Here is an 18,416-nt window from a genome sequence, read left to right as displayed (position 1 = left end):
TCCGCAGGAGAAGACATGAGCCGAATGTGGATGGTGCGTGGCGAATCTGGAAGCCTTTACGATGCTTTTCGCGAGCGTGAAGTGGCGGCAGTCGGCTGGAGTCAGCTAGCACCTCATGCGACGCCGGGTATTGGGCGTAAAGAGCTCACCGCTAAGTATCAAGAGCTTGAACCCCAGCTGAAAAAGGGCTCGGTGGTCGCTGGTGCTTCGCAAGTTTGGCGCTTCGTCAACGAGGTCGCGGTCGGTGATTGGGTTGTGACTTATTCGCCAGCTAACCGCTTGTATCTTGTCGGTAAGGTAGTCGGTCAGGCGGAGCATCATCCGGAATGGGCAGAGCAGGGCATGGCTCTGGTGCGCAAGGTTCAGTGGCAGCAACAAGAGCTGCCTCGCGATAACTTGGGCACCAATACCAAGAACAGCTTGGGTTCGACATTGACCTTGTTTGAAGTACCTTCCGATGCCGCTGCTGAAGTGTTTGAGGTGTTGAAAGGCAAGCCTGTAGCGCCGAAGGAAGATGAGGCCGAGGAAAGCATTGCTGACCCGCTGGCTGATGTTGAAGCGCAGGCATTGGAGCGTATCAAGGATCGTGTAAGCGAGCTGGATTGGGATGACATGCAGCAGCTCGTAGCAGGAATTCTTCGTGCTATGGGCTACAAGACCCAAGTCTCGCCACCTGGCTCCGATCGAGGCAAGGACATCGTTGCCTCGCCTGACGGCTTCGGTTTTGAGCACCCACGTATCGTCGTGGAGGTTAAACACCGTAAAGGGCAGATGGGGAGCCAGGAGATCCGCAGCTTTCTGGGTGGTCGACACAAGGATGATCGAGGCCTCTATGTGAGTACTGGAGGATTCAGTAAGGACGCGCAGTACGAGGCTGACCGGGCGCCTATCCCCTTAGCCATGTGGACGTTGGATCACGTGGTGCGTGCGTTAATCGAGCACTACGATGCAACCGATGCCGAGACTAAACGCATTGTCCCCCTAAAGCGCCTGTATTGGCCTGCGTGATTTTTGGTTCAATCATGAGGATTATTCGGCTGAAAGAGGTCATCGACTCGACTGGTCTTGCACGCTCCACAATCTACAAGCTTATTAATGAGAAATCTTTCCCTCGGCCAGTTCCTCTGGTTGGCCGCAGTGTTGGCTGGCTTGAGAGTGAGATTCATGAGTGGATCAAGGCCAGGATCGCCGAACGAGATCGCATTAACTCATTAGTCTGATGCTGACATAGAGCCCATTTGGGCTTCCTGAGCGCGTATCACGCTTTTGTTGCTGGCGTTTTGCCTTGAGAGTGCAATCTCAGGCAATTTGCGGTAGTAGAGATCGCGTCAGGGATGTCATTAGTTCCCCAACCCAAAAGCCTGGTTATCGACTTGGAGGTTGTTCCAGGTAAGGCGGGGGCAGCCAGATCGAATCTTTAAGATTGGGGCAGCACGACCTGACCAGGGGGTTGACCACTACATCCCGCCCTTGCTGCACCCGCGGGTTAGGGCTGAAGTCTGATCTGCAACGCCTCAAGTTCATCCATCGTCATATCACTCACTATAAGCCCGCCGATGTAGTCGAGCAGATCATCTTGGCGGGGCTGGCCGAACGCTAGCCGGTAGACAGTGAGGCTGCGCTTTAGCCATTCGAGGCGCTCGGTTTCGCGGCTGAAGGGTAGGATCGGTACACGTCGTTCTACCTTTACCGGCCCCTCACATAGCCAATAGGGAGCGAGGTCCGTGTCGGAACCAGCGGACGCCCTAGCTGCAGCGAACATCTGCGCCCAGGGGTCAGACGAAGCAGCGCCGTGCGCCCAAAGCTGATGAGCATGATTGTGGGCTACGTTCATACGGACGGCGTGACCCTTAAAGCGATGAACTCGCCCCTCCCGCTGCTCCAAGTCGACCGGATTGCCAGGTAAGTTCCAGTGGTACACACGGTAGCAGTAAGGGTGGAAATCGAGTCCCTCTTGACCTATCGAGGTCGTGGCTAGCACAAAGGGGCGGAACGGCGAATTGAAGGCGTCGCGCACGCCGCCCAGTCGTGCGACCACTCCCTCTTCGTCACGATAGTCCGCCAGGCGCATGGCGAACCGGCCACGCATTTGGAATTTGTCCACTTTCAAGCGCCCCTCGGTGATCGTAGGGTTATCGACATCAATCTGCGAAGGGCGGATCGAGAGCGCGTCGGCCATGGCTTTTCCGAGTTCGATTACTCGTTCTACTGGTGACACTGCGCTTAGGCCCTGAGCATCCACGAGGTAGTGCGCATACTCGTCGAGAACTGCCTGGAGATTATGCTCCGCCGAGAAGGTGAGTACCCTGTGCCAATAACGATCTTCTTCGCCACGTCGAAGCAACGCGATGGCTTCATGCTGATTGAACAGGGTACGAAAGCCCCACGCGACGTTTGCTGCGGCGCTCAGTAGGTTCGGATCGTCCCATGCTAAATCGGGCGCCACGCGTCGCAGTGCGCGAAGCGCGGAAATGGCAGGGCTTCCCAAGGCCACATCAACCAAAAGGTCCAGTGCATCGGTACTCACTGGGCCAAGGTTGCCAACTGCTGCCACCTTCATGGCTGCGACGTGGTCCTTATAGGCATCCTCGCTGGCCAAATTACCCATCCCGTCCGACGCATCTATCCACCGCAGGGCACCATTCTCCGCCATGGCGTCAATTGCCACCGGCAGTGCCCATTCGGCAAAACTACCTTCTGACTCGGCCGATCCTCGCGCGACCAGATCGGTCAATTTCTCCCTCAGTCGTTCAGCAACGTGTGATCGCATGTCGTTATAGGACAGGCGTTCGCAAGCGCCAGCGATTACCGCTAGGGGGTCGCCGAGTTCGGCCAATACAGGAGACGGATAGATCAATAGCAGGGCCCGCAAACCTGCCAGGCGGCCGTCGGCCAGCCGGAACTGAAGGGGGCGTGGCCGCTTTGGGTCAAAATATCCACGGCCAGTTTGCCCTGCGCCCATGCGTCGCTCGGCCTCGTAGGAAAGTACCGCGGCAATGGCGTCCGGTACCATTGTCCAAGACGAAAATATCAGCGCCTTGGTCGGCCGGCTATCCGGAGTCTGATCACCGTAGTAGGGGAGCGCTGGTGGGATCCAGAGGTTCTGCTCGAGACCGTCCGTAAAGAGGTCCTCCATCAGTGCGCGCATACGGCCGTTAGCGGGCTCTAAAGGCGCATAAGCATTGAGCTGTTCGTAGTCAAGGCAGGCACTCTTGGCCGTCGTCAAGGCGCTGATTAGGGCTGCGGAAGGCTTAGTTCCCTCCTTTTCCTTCATTATCCGCTTCAGCGCGTAGTCGCGCATGAAGTTGAGCAGGTAGGGCGCCGACTTCCAATATTCGATGACGTTAGGAGCATCGAGGGCTCGAGCTACGCCGGCGGCTGCCATCGCTTGGTGCAGATCGTCAACGTGGACGGTAAGGGCCATTTTCGGCTCACAGACCATGGAGTCGCGGTCGATGGTGCTGGAGACCCGTTCGGTACGGCACATGACCTGCTTCAGAGCAGATTCCACCTTGGTCTTCTGGGTCATGGCCTTGCCCCAGGCAGCGGGAAGACCATGAAGGGCGGTTCGGAAGTCACGCATTTCTTGGTCCAATGCGCTAACCATTGCCTGACCTCGGACCGGTCCAAAGAGGAAGGTCAATGTCTCTAGGAAGTCGCCATAATGGTCGCCGTCTTCGGTTTGATCTCCTTGAAGCGTGAGCATTCGGTACGGTGTTGCTGAGAGCAGCAGGGTGCGAACGGCGTTGCCTTTATGATCTCGGTAGTTGAACAGCTCCCGCGCTAAGTAGGCGGCGTCGCTTTCACCGTGCAGTAGATCCGGGAAGCGCTGAAACTCGTCCATGATGATGAGATCAGGCTGCAGCGCCTCCACGCAGGCGTGGCTGAGTTTGCCTCGTAGACGGGCGATCACTGCGTTTCGAGTGCTGGTCATGGCGGAGGGGTATCGTGCCCGCCGCCGACGGAAGAGTTCGATGGCCTTCTCCAGGTTGCCGGCCAGAGCCTCGTCCTGGATGACATCCCTTCGGAAGCGGTCGATCAGGGCAGTATCGATCCCTTTAAGCGAAACGGAGTGCTTGATCCAAGACTCCCAACGCTCGGTGCCGACGTCGCACTGCAACAGGTTCTGCAGGCCGCGCGGAGAACTGACCTTGGGCCGTAGCAAGTGGAAAAGTAGGGCGCGCTCTTCGGCGATGCCAGTTGATGATCGAGGGTCGAACGTCGTGCCTGGGGTCAGACTGATAAAGTTGACTTTGTTTGTTCTGAGCGAGTTTTCGCCCCTCATTTGCAGCGGCACCAGCGTCATACGGGTCGGCAGAGCCAGAGCTTGGCGGCCAAGGACGTTCAGCCGGTTGAGGTTCTGAGCAGCGATGGCTTGGTTCGAGCAGATGTAGAGGATATCGATCCGTTCGGTTTTGTCCCAAAGATACTCGATGGCACGGGCGATAACGCCGCGCGCGACCATCGTCTTGCCAAGGCCCACCTCGTCGGCGACGAGGAATTGGAAGGCGGGATTTTCAAGGTTGTAGAAGCGGTCAAAGATGTAGTCGACCGTGCGACGTTGGAAGGCTTTCAATGACTGAAGTGCTGACGCTGCCTTGAACGGATCAGTCGACATAGTTTGCCTCTTCGGGTATCGCCAACCGGAAGGCTTCCCAAAGTGCGCGAAACTCCGTCGGAACTGGATCGGCAGTGGAGTCTTGGGCAGTCAGGCGTCTGATCAGTCGCTCGACTGCGGATAGGCGGCCATCGCCTGCGCAGAGGGCGCGTACTAGATCTTCGAGTAGGGGGGCGTCTTCTGCTCCCCCGCAGCCCCATTCGCCATTACTACCGCCAGACTGCACTGCCAAGGCCGCGGCGAACGGGTCGCCAAGTTCAGAAAGCAGTAGCCGCAGATAGCGGAAGAAGGTCTCACTGTTGGTGATGATCGAGCGGAAGATTGCAGAATGGCGCTCAGCCGGAAGGCCCTCCATTGGTAAGCCGATGCTGAACAGCAGTCTGGCGCCACTGCCGGCGTCAGTTAGTTGAAAGGCGATGAACCGGGTGACGTCTGCCAGAGGCATGACGCCAAGATCGACATCCTTCCCAGTGAGCAGCGCAGCCAGTACATCGCGCTGATGCCCCTCGCCGCGGGTGATTGGCCAAACGAAGGCACTGGTCAGGTCGGGGAAGGTCATCGATTGCGCGCAGATCAGCCAGACCCGCCACCCAGCGGAGTCCTCACCTTCAGCAAGGGCGCGTTCGCAGCGCAGCGCCAATCCAGCCCTGCAGATTCCACGACGAGCATTCTCCAGGCGGCGCTCTGCTGCCTTATCCGCATTGGCGTCCGCCGAGACATCGCCGGCAACGAAGGGGCATAGCAGTCGTCCGAAGCCCTGAGTGCCCAGGATGTTCTCAACACTGCCTACTTTTGAGGTCTTGCCCGTTATGGTTGCAAACACCTCGACGTTGTTGGCCGACTTGCGCTTAGCAAGCGCCGCTTGGGTCGCGTTGCCAGAGCCAACTGTCAGGACGGTGTCCCAGCCGACCTCCTGTATGAATGCCTTAGCATGGAGGCCTTGCAGGCTTTCCGGCACCGCTTCTTCACCATCTTCGCTGGCTGCCATTTCATCGAGCACGCTGACGCGCTCATAAAGAGCTAGGGTCTCGGCCGAGCAAGACGCCAGTTCGTCGCTCCGCCCCACCAGTACCGGCTTCTCACGGCTTAGCTTTGCCAGTTGAATAAGGGTAGTGTCGTCACAAAACGGGGAAATGACGCCCATACGAGCACAAGCCGATGGCGACCAAAGCTCAGGCCCGATGCCGTTAACTGCCAGGCTCAGGGTATCAAAATGTTCGGGTAGCACCCACGCAGCTCGATTGAGATCGCCGGCGACATCGAGGGTCAGTGCCCTGATATCCTCGGATACTGGCTGCACGGTTATCCGCGGTAGGCGTTTTAGGAGTTCGACGATCGGCTTATTGCCCTGCACCACTCGACGGGTAACGTCGCCATCCAGACAAAGGGAAATGTCCCACGAGCGGTCTTGGGTCAGATTCCGCGACAGCACCAACAGGCGCATTTTTGCAGCGCCGCTTCCCGATTGTGGTTTGAAGCGCAGGACCCAGATTTTTGGGTGGAAGGCGCCGCCTTGCGGGGCTGAGACTTCTATGATCATCTTTTCCAACAGACTGCAGAGCCGGGACTGAGGCTGGGTCTGGGCGTGGATATGGCCTGCGTCGTAATAGACGGCGAGCCGATCAGTGATACGTTCGGCGCCCTCCAGCAGGGCCAAGGGCTGGCCGAGAATCTCATCGCGATTCTCGGCGGCGAACAGCGCTAGGCTTACCGGCGCGGCCAGGGCTGTCTCAAAGTCGAGGGAGTAGGTAGTGGCGATTGCTGCGTCGAATACATAGCCGGACGGCGCCGACAGACTTTCGCCGTAGAGGACGCGTGCTTCGGGATCAAGGCTGGCTCTATTGGGCATTTAGCAGATCCTCCAGATGAGATTGGGCCTGTCCCCATCGGAACGACAGCTGGTTTGCCCCAGAGGCTCCGCCCCAACGGTCCAGAGCGGTGCGATTGGCAAAGCGCGACTGTGAAGTCTTCAGTCGCCGCTCCCTCTCTCGGACTAGTGCCCTGGCCGCTTCGGAGTCCGGCAGACTAGCTGCCCCCACTTTAGTTAACGCTACCCAGTCTTGGACGAAGCGAATCAGCGCAGGGCGGATGGTGTGGGTGGGATGCGAGACCTCACGCCAAAAGTCCCCTAGGGACCAGGATGCGAGGCGTTGCTCGTCCAACTCAGCCGCCCATTGGGCCAATCGGTCTCGATAGTGTTCGATCCAGTCTTCGCGGTCCCGCAGCTCCGCAAGCTGAAGGTTGTAGAGCAGAGCCGCACCATGGATTACACCGGAAAATATCTCCGCATGCTGAACTAGACGTCGCGCCTCTGCTGGAAAGTCGCCGAGTGCGGGGTGCTGCCAGATGTAGGTGCATTGACCGTTGTGCAACTGGCCAGCGAGCCAGGTCAGGAGTGAGGTTCGCGCCGATGCAACTAAACGATCCCGAATAAACTGGGCTTCGTCGCCAGTGAGTCTGAAAGATGCGGTCTCAAGAAGATTTACAGGGGCGGGGGGCAGGCCCGGATGCCAGTTGCTGCTCTGAATGTATTCGGAGCCTTCTACCCCGACGTCGGAACGCTGTCGGCGACGTCGGACTGCTGGTAGCACCGCGTAATAAGTCTCGCGAGATCCGGGGAACTGGCGGATACCCCAGGCTCCTAGGCCTGCCCAATAGACTGAACTGGGAAGTCGCTGAAGTCGCGCCCCGGCGTCTCGACCTATGACACCCTTCGTCTCTCCGCCGGCCTTCAGGGCGTCAGCGAGGCGGATCTCTAAGTTTCGGCCCTCTACGTTGAGTTGGCTGGCCGTGCTGTCGCGTCCTTCAAGCCGGCTTAGGAGCCAAGGAATGAACAGCATGTAGCGGAGCCGAGTCTGGATTGTGCTGGTGCCTGGGAACAGGTGGTCGGCGATTGAATCGCGGATTGCTCCTAAACCCAGTTCGTCACGGCTCTCGCGCTCCTGGAAAAGAGCCATGATGCGTTGCGCGCGTTGGCGCTCCGCTTCATCAAAATCAATCCACGCTAAAGACGACATCAGCACTCCCGATAGCCAACGCACAAATTATTCACGCGCGGCGAATAATTACCTGCGGACCGCACCAACGTCACCAAGTGGAAACTGGAAAATTGTTTGCTTCGGCGACTGAAATCCACGGATAGGCCTGGCTTTCGACTTTAGTCAGCCACTTCAGGAAGGACGCCAAGGGCGGTCATGATTGTGGCTCCGGTTCGTCTCAAATCGTGTGGGGTCCACTTTCCTCCTGGGAGGAGTAGTGCCTGAGCATTAGCGCTCCTATTGCTCAGGATTCGTTGATCTGGCAGGCGTTGTCGATCCCCCAGCTGTTTGGTCACAGTCTTTGGGCAGACTGGGCCGCTATTTTGGACGTTGGGGTAGCACCACTCACTGGAAGAGCTGAATTCGCGGACAGCCTTGAACTGCTGGATGGCGAACGGTGAGAGGGTTACGTTGTGGGCCTTACCGTTTTTGCTTTGCTCTGAAGGGATGTACCAGTTGCCTTTGATAAGGTCGACGTTTTCCCACCGGGCACTCAGCAGTTCGCCGATGCGGCAGCAGGTCGACAAGGCAATCCAGATGGCAGCCTCTGAGGAGGGGAGTAGACCGGCTTGTGGAGCGAGTCTTGCTAACGCGCGGATTTCTTCCTCGCTCAGTACTCGATCTCGTTCGATGTCCTTGCCGCCAATTTTGGCTTTGCGAATGCTCGCAGTCGGATCGTGATCAATCAGGTCCCGGTCTACGGCGAATCGGAACATCTGACGCATCAGGCTGAAGATCATCTTCGCCATCCGGTTGACGCCACGAGCGAGTAGGGCATCCGTTACCTCGGTAATGTGGCCTTTTTTCACATCTTCGACAGCCATTTTGCCGAGGCACGGCAGGACATCTTTCTCGAACATGCGGCGCACCTCTGCGCCGCCGTCCTTGCGGTTGATCAAGTCGACCTTGGCCCAGTGGTCGAACAAATGCTGGACGTTTTTTCTGGCGGCTTGTCGAGCCTGAGCCGCCTCCAAGGCTGCTTTCTCCGCAGCGATTCGTGCACGTTCTGCGTCACGTGCAGCAACACGTGCGGCCTCCTCAGCCTCAAGGTGTTCCTTTACGTCTCTGACACCTGATTTATGAAGCCCAGCGAGCTCTTTAGCTCGTTGGCCAGCTTCGGCGAGTGTCATGGTGCCTTCGGAGCCATCGCGACTATATGTGCCGATGGGGAAGGTGATGCGTTCACTGCTACCGTTGGAGTAACGGAAATAGAAGAGGCGTTCGCCGCTTGGGGTGATGCGGGCCACCAAGCTACCGTGCCCCCAGATGGCGACTTCGCTCAGCCACTTGTCGTTCGTACCAGGTTTGGCAGTCATCTGGCGGTCTGTGATCTTGGCCATTTAGTCCCTTATCCCGTTGCCAATTGGTTGCCAATTGAGAGTCTCTGGTTGCCAATTCGTTGCCAATTGAGATCGGCTTAGTTCGAGTCGTTTCGAGCTATTTTGGACGAGAAAATGGCTGAATGCCAGTAAAATAGGGGGTTGTAGAGATATGCTTCGGATTGCTCTGGATTCGCTCGCACAGGTTTTTACCTGCATGGGGTGCAAGGGGTCGAGTGTTCGAATCACTCCGTCCCGACCATATATTCAATGACTTAGGCCATTTCCGAAAGGAGTGGCCTTTTTCATGTGCGTGACTTTTGCGTGACTTCTCAGGGTTTTACGCCTGCCGGCACTGTGCTTGCAACAGCTCAACCCGTACCTGGGCTACCTAGCCCTTGCGCGTAGCAGCGTGAGTCCATCCATGCCACCAGCTCGGCCCGGTGCTGGGCCGACATGTGCTAAACCGCACATCGGCCCAAGGCCAACTACAGGCTGGCCCATCGGCGCCGCATCCACCATGGCACTGATACAGAGTGATACGTCCCCTCAGCTGCCAGCGGCCCAGTGGCGCCGCTTGTCCATGATGAAGTCGACGAAGGCTCGCAGGCGCAACGGCATGTGTCGGCCTTGGGGATACAGCAGGGTGAACGGCCGCGAGCGGCCCGCGAAGGGCCGCAGCACCTCGACCAGCGAGCCCTCGGCAAGCTCGCGCTCGACGATGAAGCGGTAGGTCTGGAACAGTCCCGCGCCGTGCTTGGCCAAGGTCACGCCACCGAGCACGTCGTCCGAGCAGACGTAGCCGCCCTCGGTGAGGACTTCCCGCTCGCGGCCCTCCTCGTCGAACAGCCAGGCGATGCGCCGACCGCTGCTGGGCAGTTCGAACTGGATGCAGTCATGCCGCGCCAGTTCTTCAAGGCTCTGCGGCTCGCCCGCGTGTTCCAAGTAATCTGGAGTGGCCACCACCACCAGCCGGGCGTCTTCCAGCGGCCGGGCGATCAGGGTCGAATCCGGCTGTGCACGCACGCGGATGGCCAGGTCGTAGCCCTCGCCGACAAAGTCGATGTTGCGGTTGCCCAGGTGGATGTCGACCTGCACCTTCGGGTAGCGCCGGCGAAACTCGGGCAGCAGCGGCAGGATGCGGTGGTGCCCGTAGGTCGTGGGCAGGCTGATGCGCAGTGTGCCCGAAGGCTCCTGCTGCTGCCCGGTCACCACCCGTTCGGCCTCCACCAGCTGGGTCAGCGCCTGACGACACTGTTCGTAGTAGCCTCGCCCGCCCTCGGTCAGGCGGATGCTGCGGGTGGTACGGACGAACAGTCTGGAGCCCAAGCGCTCTTCCAGGCGGCTGATCGAGCGACTGACCGCTGCCGGCGTCACGCCCGCCGCGAGACCGGCCGCGGTGAAGCTGCCCAGCTCCGCCGCCAGACAGAACAGCTCGATGCTGCCGAGTAGGACGTCGTCGAAATGCCGCTGCATTGATTACACCATGTATCAACTGAAGTTCTCGCTGCCATATTTATCCTTATCTGAAGCAAAAATATAGTCCTCCCAACGGCGCACTTCGGCGCCACCTGATTGGGAGAAATGACATGAGCAACAGCAAAACGGTAGTGATCACCGGCGCCTCCAGCGGCATCGGCTTCGGCCTGGCCAAGGCTTTCCTCGCCAGTGGCTTCAATGTGGTCGGCAATGCCCGCTCCGCCGGACGCCTCGCCGAGGCTAGGGCACAACTGGACAGCCCCGCCTTCATCGGCGTGGCCGGCGACATCGCCAAGCCTGAGACCGCCCGCCGCCTGATTCAGGCCAGCATCGACGCCTTCGGCCAGGTCGACGTGTTGGTCAACAACGCTGGCTTCTTCCTGCCCAAACCCTTCATCGAATACAGCCCGGAAGACATCCAAGGCATGCTGGAGACCAACCTCAAGGGCGTGGTCTACGCCTCCCAGGCCGCCGCCGCGCACATGATCGAGCGGCGCCAGGGTCACATCATCAACATCACCGCTGCCGTGGCGCTGCAACCCAACATCGCCGTGCCCGCCGCCCTGCCGGTGCTGATCAAGGGGGGCCTCAACCAGGTCACCCGCGCCCTGGCGCTGGAGCTGTCGTCGCACAACATCCAGGTTAACGCGGTGGCCCCCGGCATCATCGAGACGCCGATGCACGATCCGGCCAGCTTCGACTTCCTAAACGGCCTGCAACCGGCCGGACACATCGGCCGCGTCAGCGACATTGCCGACGCCGTGCTTTACCTGGCCAACGCCGGGTTCACCACGGGCGTGGTGTTGCCGGTCGACGGCGGTATGAGTGTCGGCAAATGGTAATAGGCTGAACGTAACGGGGAGGCATCCCGCCTCCTTGCCCTGATTTCCCCACCCCATAGGAGTAATACCATGCCCTTCGTCAGCGTCCGCATCACTCGCGACGGCGTCACTCGTGATCAGAAAGCCCAGGTCATCAAGGAAATCACCGAGACCTTGCAGCGAGTGCTCGGAAAGAAACCTGAGCTCACCCATATCGTGATCGAGGAGGTCGACACCGATAACTGGGGCTACGCCGGCATGACCACCACCGAGTACCGCAGCAAAGAAACTCAGGGATGAGTTCCGAACTGCCCCGGCGGCGCGAATCAGCGCCTCCAGGGCGGCCTTGGCTCGACACGCTTGTGAAGGAGAACCCACTTGGAAACCGGGGTGAGCAATACATCCAGGCCCGTGACGAAGGCGGTATTGGTGATGCTGGTGTGTTGCAGCCCGACGGACTGGAAGATATTACCCAAGCACAAGGCTACTGGCGTCGGTCGCTGGCTCAGATCGCTATGTCAAAGAACTGGGTCCAGAAAATATGCTGTTGGCGGGGGAGATGCAGTTGTCTGCTAGGATTTAGCACACTGGCCAGAGTAATGAATGTTGATCGCTTGTATCCATGTCGAATAACTGCTTAGGGAAGAGATATGTCCATCCATGCAATCACCATCCCCTGTTTCGCCCAAATGTTACGGACCCTATCGGCACTGTTGTCCAAGGGAGAGTCCTGCGCGCTTGAAGGGGGCTACGATCCGATAATCTTGCTTGAGTCTCGGCTAGCACCTGACATGCACAATCTTTCTCGGCAGGTCCAATACGCGTGCGTCCAAGCACAGGAGGCGGTTCAGCGGCTTACACATCAGCCGCTTGAGACGCTCTCGCCGCCAGAGGACATTGCATCGGCGAAGGCTCTAATTGAGCGAACGTTACGATTACTGGAAACTGCTGATGCCGCAGCGATAGATGCAGCAGCAGACCTCAAGATCGCGATCGAACTACCCAATAACATCACGTTTGATATGACTGGCAGTGAGTACGCAGTCAATTGGGTTATACCACAGTTCTACTTTCATCTAGTCACGGCCTATAACATTCTGCGTCACAACGGCGTTCCGCTCGGGAAGGCCGATTACGTGCAGCACATGTTCGCCTATCTGCGACAGTAAACCCTGCGTGAGGCGGGCGCTCGCCAATGGTGGCGGTCGCGGTTTGCTGGTCCAGCGATGTGGACGCCATTCCCGCCCCCTTGTGCAACAAGGGGCGGTGATCAGTAGAAAGCGAGCTCATCAGGTTAACTGGTAATTCAGCCGAATGCGATGCGTACCCTCACTATCAATTGAGATCTCCCCGGATCCAGAGATTCCTTTCAATTCATTTGTACCACTACCTGCGACGATGCAAAAAAACTCGTCGTTACGCTCCGAGCCCGTTGTTGATGCGGAGTGGACAAAATTGAAAGTGCCCGTTCGCCCATTCACCGTACCTTTGAAGCTCTCCATCGCGATGTAGGTGCCTATCTTGGTGGCGTGGTCAAATGCTGCGGTGAAGAACGTTAAGGATTCACCCTGTATATCCCCGACGTAGGTTTTTTCCATGGTGCTGACAGTCACTGGCAAGGCCGTTGTGATCTCGACAGGAGGGTTAATGCCTGTAGGTTTAAAATTTTTTGGCGAAAAGATTGCTAGCGCTTCCATTCAAATCCGACCTTTTCCATAAGTTTGGGTGATTAGTCTACTGTAATCGCCGCAATCCGCTCGAAGAAAGTCAGGCCGACCATCGAACGTTCGCTTAGCGAGCGCCTGTCCAGATGAGGCGCGCTCGTATAGGGGAGTCTCGCCCCATGTTACCGAGTCTTAACTTCCTCAGGATAACGCTGGCACATAGACAACTTGGTCACGCCCTCCATTTTTGGCCGCATAGAGACCGCCGTCAGCGCGCTTTATTGCATCATCAACCTGCTCACCCTGGGTGAGCAGGGCGCATCCAATGCTCATGGTCATCTTCCGAGGGCCGCCGGGTAACAAAAACGGCGCGCTGCCGATTGACTGACGCAAGCGCTCCGCAATCTGCGTTAATTCTTGGCTATCTTTAACCCGTAGCAAGGCCACGAACTCCTCTCCTCCTTGGCGTACCAGCAGGTCATCTGGCCGAAGCGTAGCCCGCAGTCGGCGGGCGCACTCGCAGAGCACTTTATCGCCGGCATCGTGGCCATGCTCGTCATTGACCGATTTGAAACGGTCGAGGTCTGCGTATACGGCACCTAGCTGTAAACCTCGCTCCTCAGCCAAACGAAGCTCTCGGTTCTGAAATGCTGCCAACGCCCCGCGGTTCCATAGTTGTGTCAAAGGATCAAGCAAAGCCCTGCGCTGCCCGCGATCCATTTCAACACGCAGAGCGCGATTGACCTGAGCCAGGCTCCGCAGTTGCAAATAACCCTCGGTGAGCGTGGCTAAGTCCCGAAAATTAGCCTGTTGCGCTTCGCTGAGCTTCCGCGGCCGAGGATCGAACATGCACAGGGTACCAATGGCTTTGCCATTTGAGGCACGTAACGGGTGGCCCGCATAGAACCGGATATAGGGTGGGTTCAGCACGAGGGGATTGTCCACGAAGCGTGTATCGCACCTGGCGTCGGAAACCATCAAGGTATCTTCACCGAGAATCGCGTAGCCGCAAAAAGACACATTACGCTTCGTCTCGCTTACCTCGATGCCGATTCGAGCCTTGAACCACTGCCGATCCTGATCGATTAGGCTGATCAGAACGGTCTCCACCTGGGCTAGTTCTTGGGTGAGTCGTACCAAGGTATCAAGATAATGCTCGGCCGGCGTATCGACCAAGTCCATATCATCAAGTGTGCGCTGACGAAGTGCTTCATCAGCGGGTAGGGGACAAGCTGGCATATCTATTACTCCACTCCTTGGTTCGTTTTTTCCACAAACGCGGATAGAAAACTCTCAAGCATCTTGACCAATGCCGCACACGCTCGGCGCCTTCAGGCCAGGCCAGTCGGAATAGAGAGCATAGCAAACCGGTTGGCTCTATCCCGGATCTTCCAGTGGGCAATACCTGTGGCGTTGATCGGCGCGGCTCGGTCGGTCGCCCAAGACCTCGACAAACTTCTAAGACCTACAGACGGCTTGAACGAACGGTTGAGGTTGTCGCCCCAGGCAGCCTTATTGGAAATCCGGTATTGACCTCGAGTTAAGTCAAGGTTTTAGAGTGGCGTCCGGACGCTCTCGCTGCTTTCGGAAACGAACTCACAAAGGACCAGGAATGGACACTCCGACTTCACTGCTGATTTTCCAGATCACCTGCTGCATTGGCTTGAGCCTGTGGCTGAGTATCAGCCTGATCAACAACCTGCATGCCTTTGCCAGCTCAGCCGGGGCGATCGGGGAGACCATGTCGATGGCGCCGCTGGCCCAACCTCCCGGAATCAGCCTCCCTCTGCTGGTGCGAGCGATGACCTCTCACGCCATCCATCGCTTGGCCTTGTCGATCATCGTGCTGACACAGGCAGCCGCCGTTCTCGCGGCTTGGGTTGGCTGCTATGAACTGCTGCTTGGCGCCGGCTTGGAGGTGGCGCGGCCCTGGTTGAACCTGGCCTTGAGCGCAGCGCTCGGGTTCCTGCTCGCGATGCTGCTGGGCGGGATATGGTTCGGCTACTGGATCCGCCAGGAAGGGTTGCAACTGACCCATCTGCTGTTGATGGTCTGGATCCTGCTGCACTTCGTCGTACTGAATGTCCGCTGGAGTTGAGCGGCCTAGGGAAGCTTGGAGCATTTCAGTTAAAAGGAGCAACAGATGAAGATGATGATCGTAGGCGCCGGAAGAGGGTTGGGCCGGGCTTTGCTCGAAGGGCTCGGCAAGCCAGGGGACACGCTGATCGGCGTATCACGCAAACAGCCGTCAGACTTGGCCCTTGCCCCGGGCATCGATCTGCAGTGGGTCGATGCCGACCTTGCCAAGCCAACGGCGGCTGTGGCACAGATCGCGGATCGGGCACCTGCCGATCTGGATGTCCTGATCTACAACGTTGGCATCTGGGAAGAACACGCCTTCAGCGAGCACTATGCATTCCTTGACGACAGCGACGAATCGATCACCAGGCTGGTCGAGGTGAACATCACGGCCACGCTGCTTCTGCTCAAGCGCCTGGTGCCCAAGTTGCTTGGTGCGCCCCGGCCGCAGTTGATCCTCACCGGTTCGACCTCAGCTCTTCGCCAGAGTGGGCGCCCGGAGGTAGCGTTCGGCGCCTCAAAGTTCGCCCTCAACGGCATGGCTGATGCGCTGCGCGAAGGTTTCAGGGATGACAACCTGGCGGTGACCGTACTTCACCTGGGTTATCTCAATACCGACGACTCCCTGAACACGCCATTGGCACAAGCCGCAGCACGTGGCGAGCGGCGCCAGGTACCGGTGCATGATGTGGTCACTATGGTCGACGCGCTGTTGCGCTTGTCCGAGGCTTCGTTCGTACGGGAGCTGATCTTGCCGGCTATCGGTGATGAGCGCTTCTGAGGCCAAAGCTGCCATCAGCCCTCAAGTTTAGTGGCTGTGCTGCCGTCGGTACTCGCCCGGTGTCATGCCTCTTCAGGCTCGAAGCGCGCAAGAAAGAAATGGAATTCATAAACCCAACCAGAAACGCAATTTCCCCTGGGGACAGGTTTGAGCGAAACGGTCTGTAGCCGTGCCGTTTCGTCCTTTTTTTGAATCGATTACGTCACTGAAACTGCATGGATTGGACGCTTGTACCACTGTCTTGAAAACCGTTGTGCTACGCAAAACCACCCCTGCAGAGAATTCGCTTGAGCGGTTAGGGCGACTGTGATTACGCCGGAATGTTGTCCTTTTTCCACTGCGCTGTAGGAAAATTCCTCTTTTTTGATAGGCTTCTGCCGTCAGTCGAGAGGAAAATGGAATGCCCGTCGTCATCGTTGAAAACGATACATCACAGTGGGAAGACCAGACAGGCGCTGTCTATCACTTCCCCAAGCGTTACCAAACCTTGCTCGCTCAGGGAACCGAGGTTGTTTACTACAAAGGGCGTATCAAAGATAAAGCCTTTGCCTCGGTCCGTCTGTGTGCCAATCCGCACTATTTTGGCAAGGCACGTATAGGCAAGGTCTACGCAGATAGCAGTAGTAATAAGGGTGATCTTTTTGCTTTGATTGAAAATTTCATTCCATTTGAGAGCGCTGTTCCCGCCAAAATCGACGGCGCATACATGGAGACTATTCCCGGCAGCCGCGCGAGTAACTACTGGCGTGACGGGGTTCGGCTCATTTCTCAGTCTGATTACGACGCTATCTTAAGCCACGCGAAGCTTTTAGATCCGCGGTTGGATACTGCTCTACCGCAGTCAGAAGACGATCCGATTACATTTGAATCGGCTAATGAAGGCAGCAAGACAAGCTACTTTGGAACCCGATACGAACGCCGGAAAGATCTTAGGATGAAGGCCATCGCTATTCACGGTCTTGACTGCAAAGCATGCGGTTTTGATTTCGAGCAGGCTTACGGCGAACATGCAAAGGGCTTCATTCACGTTCATCACGTAGTACCTATTTCGAAATTTGGTGGAGAACAGGCTGTGAATCCTGAGACAGACCTCGTGACGTTATGTGCGAACTGTCATGCGGTAGTCCACCGCAAGCGCGACATGACCCTCAGTGTCGATGAGCTGAAAGGCATGTTACGCGGACGATGGGTCATCGAGCCTCAGTAGGCATAGACATCTAAGCGTACCGGGTATATAGCCTAGCTACAGCGTTCAATCCAATAATATGAGTATCTTCTGAAACGCCAATAGCTCTCGCTGAAGCAATACACAATGGAGGTGGTATGCTCTTTGTTCGCCCTGTAGCAGCATCTGATTGGCGATCTTATCGGGATCTACGTCTGCGGGCCCTACGTGACTCTCATGAGGCGTTCGCGAGTACTCACGAGCGCGAATCAGTCCGGGACGACGATGATTGGCGAGCCCGCGTATCAGCCGTCGCTAGCTCCAGCACTGCTCAAGCTTTCTTCGCTCATTGGAATAATGAGGCGTGTGGCTTGGTGTGGTGCAAGGCATCCGACGTTGAGTCAAGCGTTGTCGAGATTTTCCAGATGTGGGTTGCGCCTGATGCACGTGGGCTCGGAGCCGGGAGTGCCTTGCTTGAGAGGGCTATCACATGGGCTGAAGATCGCGGTGCGGCATGTGTCCGTCTTGGTGTGACGATTGCAGATATCCCGGCGATGCACTTGTACAAAGCGAGCGGATTTCATGCAGTCGGCGCACCGGAGCCTTTGCGTGTGGGTTCGGCTTTGATGTCTCAGTCGATGGAACTGAATCTTGGACCGCGTCCAGCGAGAAAAGAGGCAAGGGGCTAGGTCGTTGGGTCGCCTTCAAAATCGGGAGTCGCATAGGTCTTGAAGGCACCCAGTCAATGATGAGTCATTCAGCGCATCATGCCCAGTTCAGCATCATCCATCAGTGCCTTGGCTAACGCGCAAAGGTAATGCGAAGCCCAGATCAACTGAGGTTTATCTTCCATCAATCCATCCAGGGTCATGTCCCGTGCATAGCCCATCAGTTCCGAAGCCTGTTCACGGGCACTCTGGCAAGGGATGCCGGCTTCGATGCGGAAGAGGGGATGGGTCTGGTTTTCACCTTGGTAGAAGGTGGTTTTGCCGACGGTGAATTTGGTTTCTTCTGTGGACATTGTTCAGTTTCCCCAAGATTGCTTCAGCCTGTACGGGCCTATTCGCGGGTAAACCCGCTCCTACGGGAGCACGGCAGTCCTCAAGGCTGAGGGAGTGCCTGGGAGGGGGTATCCGCGAAGAGGCCGGCCCAGGCAGTACATCAGCGAGACGTCAGTGCGTAGTGCGAGGTTCAGTGGGCATCTGCACTTGGGCTATTGCGGACTCGAGCAAAGCTCTCAAAGTCTCCAGTTCATGCATCGAGGTCATCATCAAAATCGACGCGGGTGACTTGGGCTGCAGCAGCATTGCCTGATGCACGACAGTTGCAGCGCAAAGCGCGTAATCCGTGGCCTGAATCAGGGTGTCTTCAAGGCAGAGGGTTCTGTGGGGTGGATCTGGAACGATCTTGAGCATGGCGTAACTCCAACGTCGGAAAGTGGAGCTACCTCAA

At 57.5% G+C, this 18,416-nt stretch carries 17 protein-coding genes and 1 pseudogene; 9 read left to right on the top strand and 9 right to left on the bottom strand.

Going from position 1 to position 18,416, the window contains the following annotated elements; all coding sequences use genetic code 11:
• Positions 1-15 precede the first annotated feature (15 nt).
• Together QCL51_RS15150 and QCL51_RS15145 are read left to right on the top strand one after the other, a co-directional pair.
• Entirely contained in the window at positions 16-1,008 is a 993-nt protein-coding gene (locus QCL51_RS15150; protein ID WP_312152022.1) for a restriction endonuclease, read from the top strand.
• A 14-nt stretch (positions 1,009-1,022) separates the two neighbouring features.
• On the top strand, positions 1,023-1,220 hold the full coding sequence (locus QCL51_RS15145; protein WP_338444892.1) for an AlpA family transcriptional regulator: 198 nt from the start codon (positions 1,023-1,025) through the stop codon (positions 1,218-1,220).
• A 266-nt stretch (positions 1,221-1,486) separates the two neighbouring features.
• Here the strand turns inward: QCL51_RS15145 and QCL51_RS15140 are convergent, their stop codons facing one another.
• The 5 genes from QCL51_RS15140 to QCL51_RS15120 form a co-directional block, all read right to left on the bottom strand.
• The gene (locus QCL51_RS15140; protein ID WP_338443633.1) at positions 1,487-4,618 is read right to left on the bottom strand and encodes a DEAD/DEAH box helicase; all 3,132 of its coding nucleotides are present in this window, start codon (positions 4,616-4,618) and stop codon (positions 1,487-1,489) included.
• Positions 4,608-6,467 (bottom strand): phospholipase D family protein, encoded by a 1,860-nt coding sequence (locus tag QCL51_RS15135; protein ID WP_338443632.1) that lies wholly within the window; start codon positions 6,465-6,467, stop codon positions 4,608-4,610. The genes QCL51_RS15140 and QCL51_RS15135 overlap by 11 nt, the downstream gene beginning before the upstream one ends.
• Entirely contained in the window at positions 6,457-7,635 is a 1,179-nt protein-coding gene (locus QCL51_RS15130) for a DUF6361 family protein (protein WP_338443631.1), read from the bottom strand. The genes QCL51_RS15135 and QCL51_RS15130 overlap by 11 nt, the downstream gene beginning before the upstream one ends.
• A gap of 140 nt (positions 7,636-7,775) precedes the next feature.
• Positions 7,776-8,996 carry a tyrosine-type recombinase/integrase gene (locus tag QCL51_RS15125; RefSeq protein ID WP_338443630.1) on the bottom strand — a complete coding sequence of 407 codons (1,221 nt, stop codon included), beginning with the start codon at positions 8,994-8,996 and terminating at the stop codon, positions 7,776-7,778.
• 528 nt (positions 8,997-9,524) lie between these two features.
• Positions 9,525-10,451, bottom strand: a complete 927-nt coding sequence (locus tag QCL51_RS15120) for a LysR family transcriptional regulator (RefSeq protein ID WP_338443629.1) — start codon at positions 10,449-10,451, stop codon at positions 9,525-9,527.
• Between the two features lie 113 nt (positions 10,452-10,564).
• Here QCL51_RS15120 and QCL51_RS15115 point away from each other — a divergent pair, with 113 nt between their 5' ends.
• From QCL51_RS15115 to QCL51_RS15105, 3 genes are all read left to right on the top strand, one after another.
• The gene (locus QCL51_RS15115; RefSeq protein WP_129931922.1) at positions 10,565-11,296 is read left to right on the top strand and encodes an SDR family NAD(P)-dependent oxidoreductase; all 732 of its coding nucleotides are present in this window, start codon (positions 10,565-10,567) and stop codon (positions 11,294-11,296) included.
• Positions 11,297-11,365: 69 nt separating this feature from the next.
• Complete coding sequence (locus QCL51_RS15110) at positions 11,366-11,575, top strand: 4-oxalocrotonate tautomerase family protein (protein WP_010953438.1); 210 nt, start codon at positions 11,366-11,368, stop codon at positions 11,573-11,575.
• A gap of 350 nt (positions 11,576-11,925) precedes the next feature.
• Positions 11,926-12,444, top strand: coding sequence for a DUF1993 domain-containing protein (locus QCL51_RS15105; RefSeq protein WP_020193595.1), 519 nt, complete (start codon positions 11,926-11,928; stop codon positions 12,442-12,444).
• Positions 12,445-12,564: 120 nt separating this feature from the next.
• On the opposite strand, the gene QCL51_RS15100 is transcribed toward QCL51_RS15105, so the two are convergent.
• Both QCL51_RS15100 and QCL51_RS15095 read right to left on the bottom strand, forming a co-directional pair.
• On the bottom strand, positions 12,565-12,972 hold the full coding sequence (locus QCL51_RS15100) for a DUF3224 domain-containing protein (RefSeq protein ID WP_338443626.1): 408 nt from the start codon (positions 12,970-12,972) through the stop codon (positions 12,565-12,567).
• Positions 12,973-13,140: 168 nt separating this feature from the next.
• Entirely contained in the window at positions 13,141-14,178 is a 1,038-nt protein-coding gene (locus tag QCL51_RS15095) for a sensor domain-containing diguanylate cyclase (protein ID WP_338443625.1), read from the bottom strand.
• Between the two features lie 373 nt (positions 14,179-14,551).
• Between QCL51_RS15095 and QCL51_RS15090 the strand changes: the two genes are divergently transcribed.
• The 4 genes and pseudogenes from QCL51_RS15090 to QCL51_RS15075 all read left to right on the top strand — a co-directional run.
• A complete protein-coding gene (locus tag QCL51_RS15090) occupies positions 14,552-15,037 on the top strand; it encodes a DUF2165 domain-containing protein (RefSeq protein WP_338443624.1) in 486 nt (161 codons plus the stop codon).
• A 45-nt stretch (positions 15,038-15,082) separates the two neighbouring features.
• A complete protein-coding gene (locus tag QCL51_RS15085) occupies positions 15,083-15,799 on the top strand; it encodes an SDR family oxidoreductase (protein WP_338443622.1) in 717 nt (238 codons plus the stop codon).
• 400 nt (positions 15,800-16,199) lie between these two features.
• Positions 16,200-17,006, top strand: coding sequence for an HNH endonuclease (locus tag QCL51_RS15080; RefSeq protein ID WP_338443621.1), 807 nt, complete (start codon positions 16,200-16,202; stop codon positions 17,004-17,006).
• A gap of 116 nt (positions 17,007-17,122) precedes the next feature.
• A pseudogene (locus QCL51_RS15075) lies at positions 17,123-17,658 on the top strand (GNAT family N-acetyltransferase); the annotation flags it as partial.
• Positions 17,659-17,721: 63 nt separating this feature from the next.
• Here the strand turns inward: QCL51_RS15075 and QCL51_RS15070 are convergent.
• Both QCL51_RS15070 and QCL51_RS15065 read right to left on the bottom strand, forming a co-directional pair.
• Entirely contained in the window at positions 17,722-17,985 is a 264-nt protein-coding gene (locus QCL51_RS15070; protein ID WP_003250694.1) for a DUF3077 domain-containing protein, read from the bottom strand.
• A gap of 151 nt (positions 17,986-18,136) precedes the next feature.
• On the bottom strand, positions 18,137-18,379 hold the full coding sequence (locus QCL51_RS15065) for a hypothetical protein (protein ID WP_014753559.1): 243 nt from the start codon (positions 18,377-18,379) through the stop codon (positions 18,137-18,139).
• Positions 18,380-18,416: the final 37 nt, after the last annotated feature.

The sequence above is a fragment of the Pseudomonas sp. LTR0 genome, assembly GCF_036630035.1.
Taxonomy (GTDB): Bacteria; Pseudomonadota; Gammaproteobacteria; order Pseudomonadales; family Pseudomonadaceae; genus Aquipseudomonas; species Aquipseudomonas putida_Y.
This window is presented reverse-complemented; position numbering and strand designations above follow the sequence as displayed.

Bases quoted from the DNA above. Each gene is read 5' to 3' on its own strand.
- QCL51_RS15150 (WP_312152022.1), top strand. From the start codon at position 16: ATGAGCCGAATGTGGATGGTGCGTGGCGAATCTGGAAGCCTTTACGAT.
- QCL51_RS15145 (WP_338444892.1), top strand. From the start codon at position 1,023: ATGAGGATTATTCGGCTGAAAGAGGTCATCGACTCGACTGGTCTTGCA.
- QCL51_RS15140 (WP_338443633.1), bottom strand. From the start codon at position 4,618: ATGTCGACTGATCCGTTCAAGGCAGCGTCAGCACTTCAGTCATTGAAA.
- QCL51_RS15135 (WP_338443632.1), bottom strand. From the start codon at position 6,467: ATGCCCAATAGAGCCAGCCTTGATCCCGAAGCACGCGTCCTCTACGGC.
- QCL51_RS15130 (WP_338443631.1), bottom strand. From the start codon at position 7,635: ATGTCGTCTTTAGCGTGGATTGATTTTGATGAAGCGGAGCGCCAACGC.
- QCL51_RS15125 (WP_338443630.1), bottom strand. From the start codon at position 8,996: ATGGCCAAGATCACAGACCGCCAGATGACTGCCAAACCTGGTACGAAC.
- QCL51_RS15120 (WP_338443629.1), bottom strand. From the start codon at position 10,451: ATGCAGCGGCATTTCGACGACGTCCTACTCGGCAGCATCGAGCTGTTC.
- QCL51_RS15115 (WP_129931922.1), top strand. From the start codon at position 10,565: ATGAGCAACAGCAAAACGGTAGTGATCACCGGCGCCTCCAGCGGCATC.
- QCL51_RS15110 (WP_010953438.1), top strand. From the start codon at position 11,366: ATGCCCTTCGTCAGCGTCCGCATCACTCGCGACGGCGTCACTCGTGAT.
- QCL51_RS15105 (WP_020193595.1), top strand. From the start codon at position 11,926: ATGTCCATCCATGCAATCACCATCCCCTGTTTCGCCCAAATGTTACGG.
- QCL51_RS15100 (WP_338443626.1), bottom strand. From the start codon at position 12,972: ATGGAAGCGCTAGCAATCTTTTCGCCAAAAAATTTTAAACCTACAGGC.
- QCL51_RS15095 (WP_338443625.1), bottom strand. From the start codon at position 14,178: ATGCCAGCTTGTCCCCTACCCGCTGATGAAGCACTTCGTCAGCGCACA.
- QCL51_RS15090 (WP_338443624.1), top strand. From the start codon at position 14,552: ATGGACACTCCGACTTCACTGCTGATTTTCCAGATCACCTGCTGCATT.
- QCL51_RS15085 (WP_338443622.1), top strand. From the start codon at position 15,083: ATGAAGATGATGATCGTAGGCGCCGGAAGAGGGTTGGGCCGGGCTTTG.
- QCL51_RS15080 (WP_338443621.1), top strand. From the start codon at position 16,200: ATGCCCGTCGTCATCGTTGAAAACGATACATCACAGTGGGAAGACCAG.
- QCL51_RS15070 (WP_003250694.1), bottom strand. From the start codon at position 17,985: ATGTCCACAGAAGAAACCAAATTCACCGTCGGCAAAACCACCTTCTAC.
- QCL51_RS15065 (WP_014753559.1), bottom strand. From the start codon at position 18,379: ATGCTCAAGATCGTTCCAGATCCACCCCACAGAACCCTCTGCCTTGAA.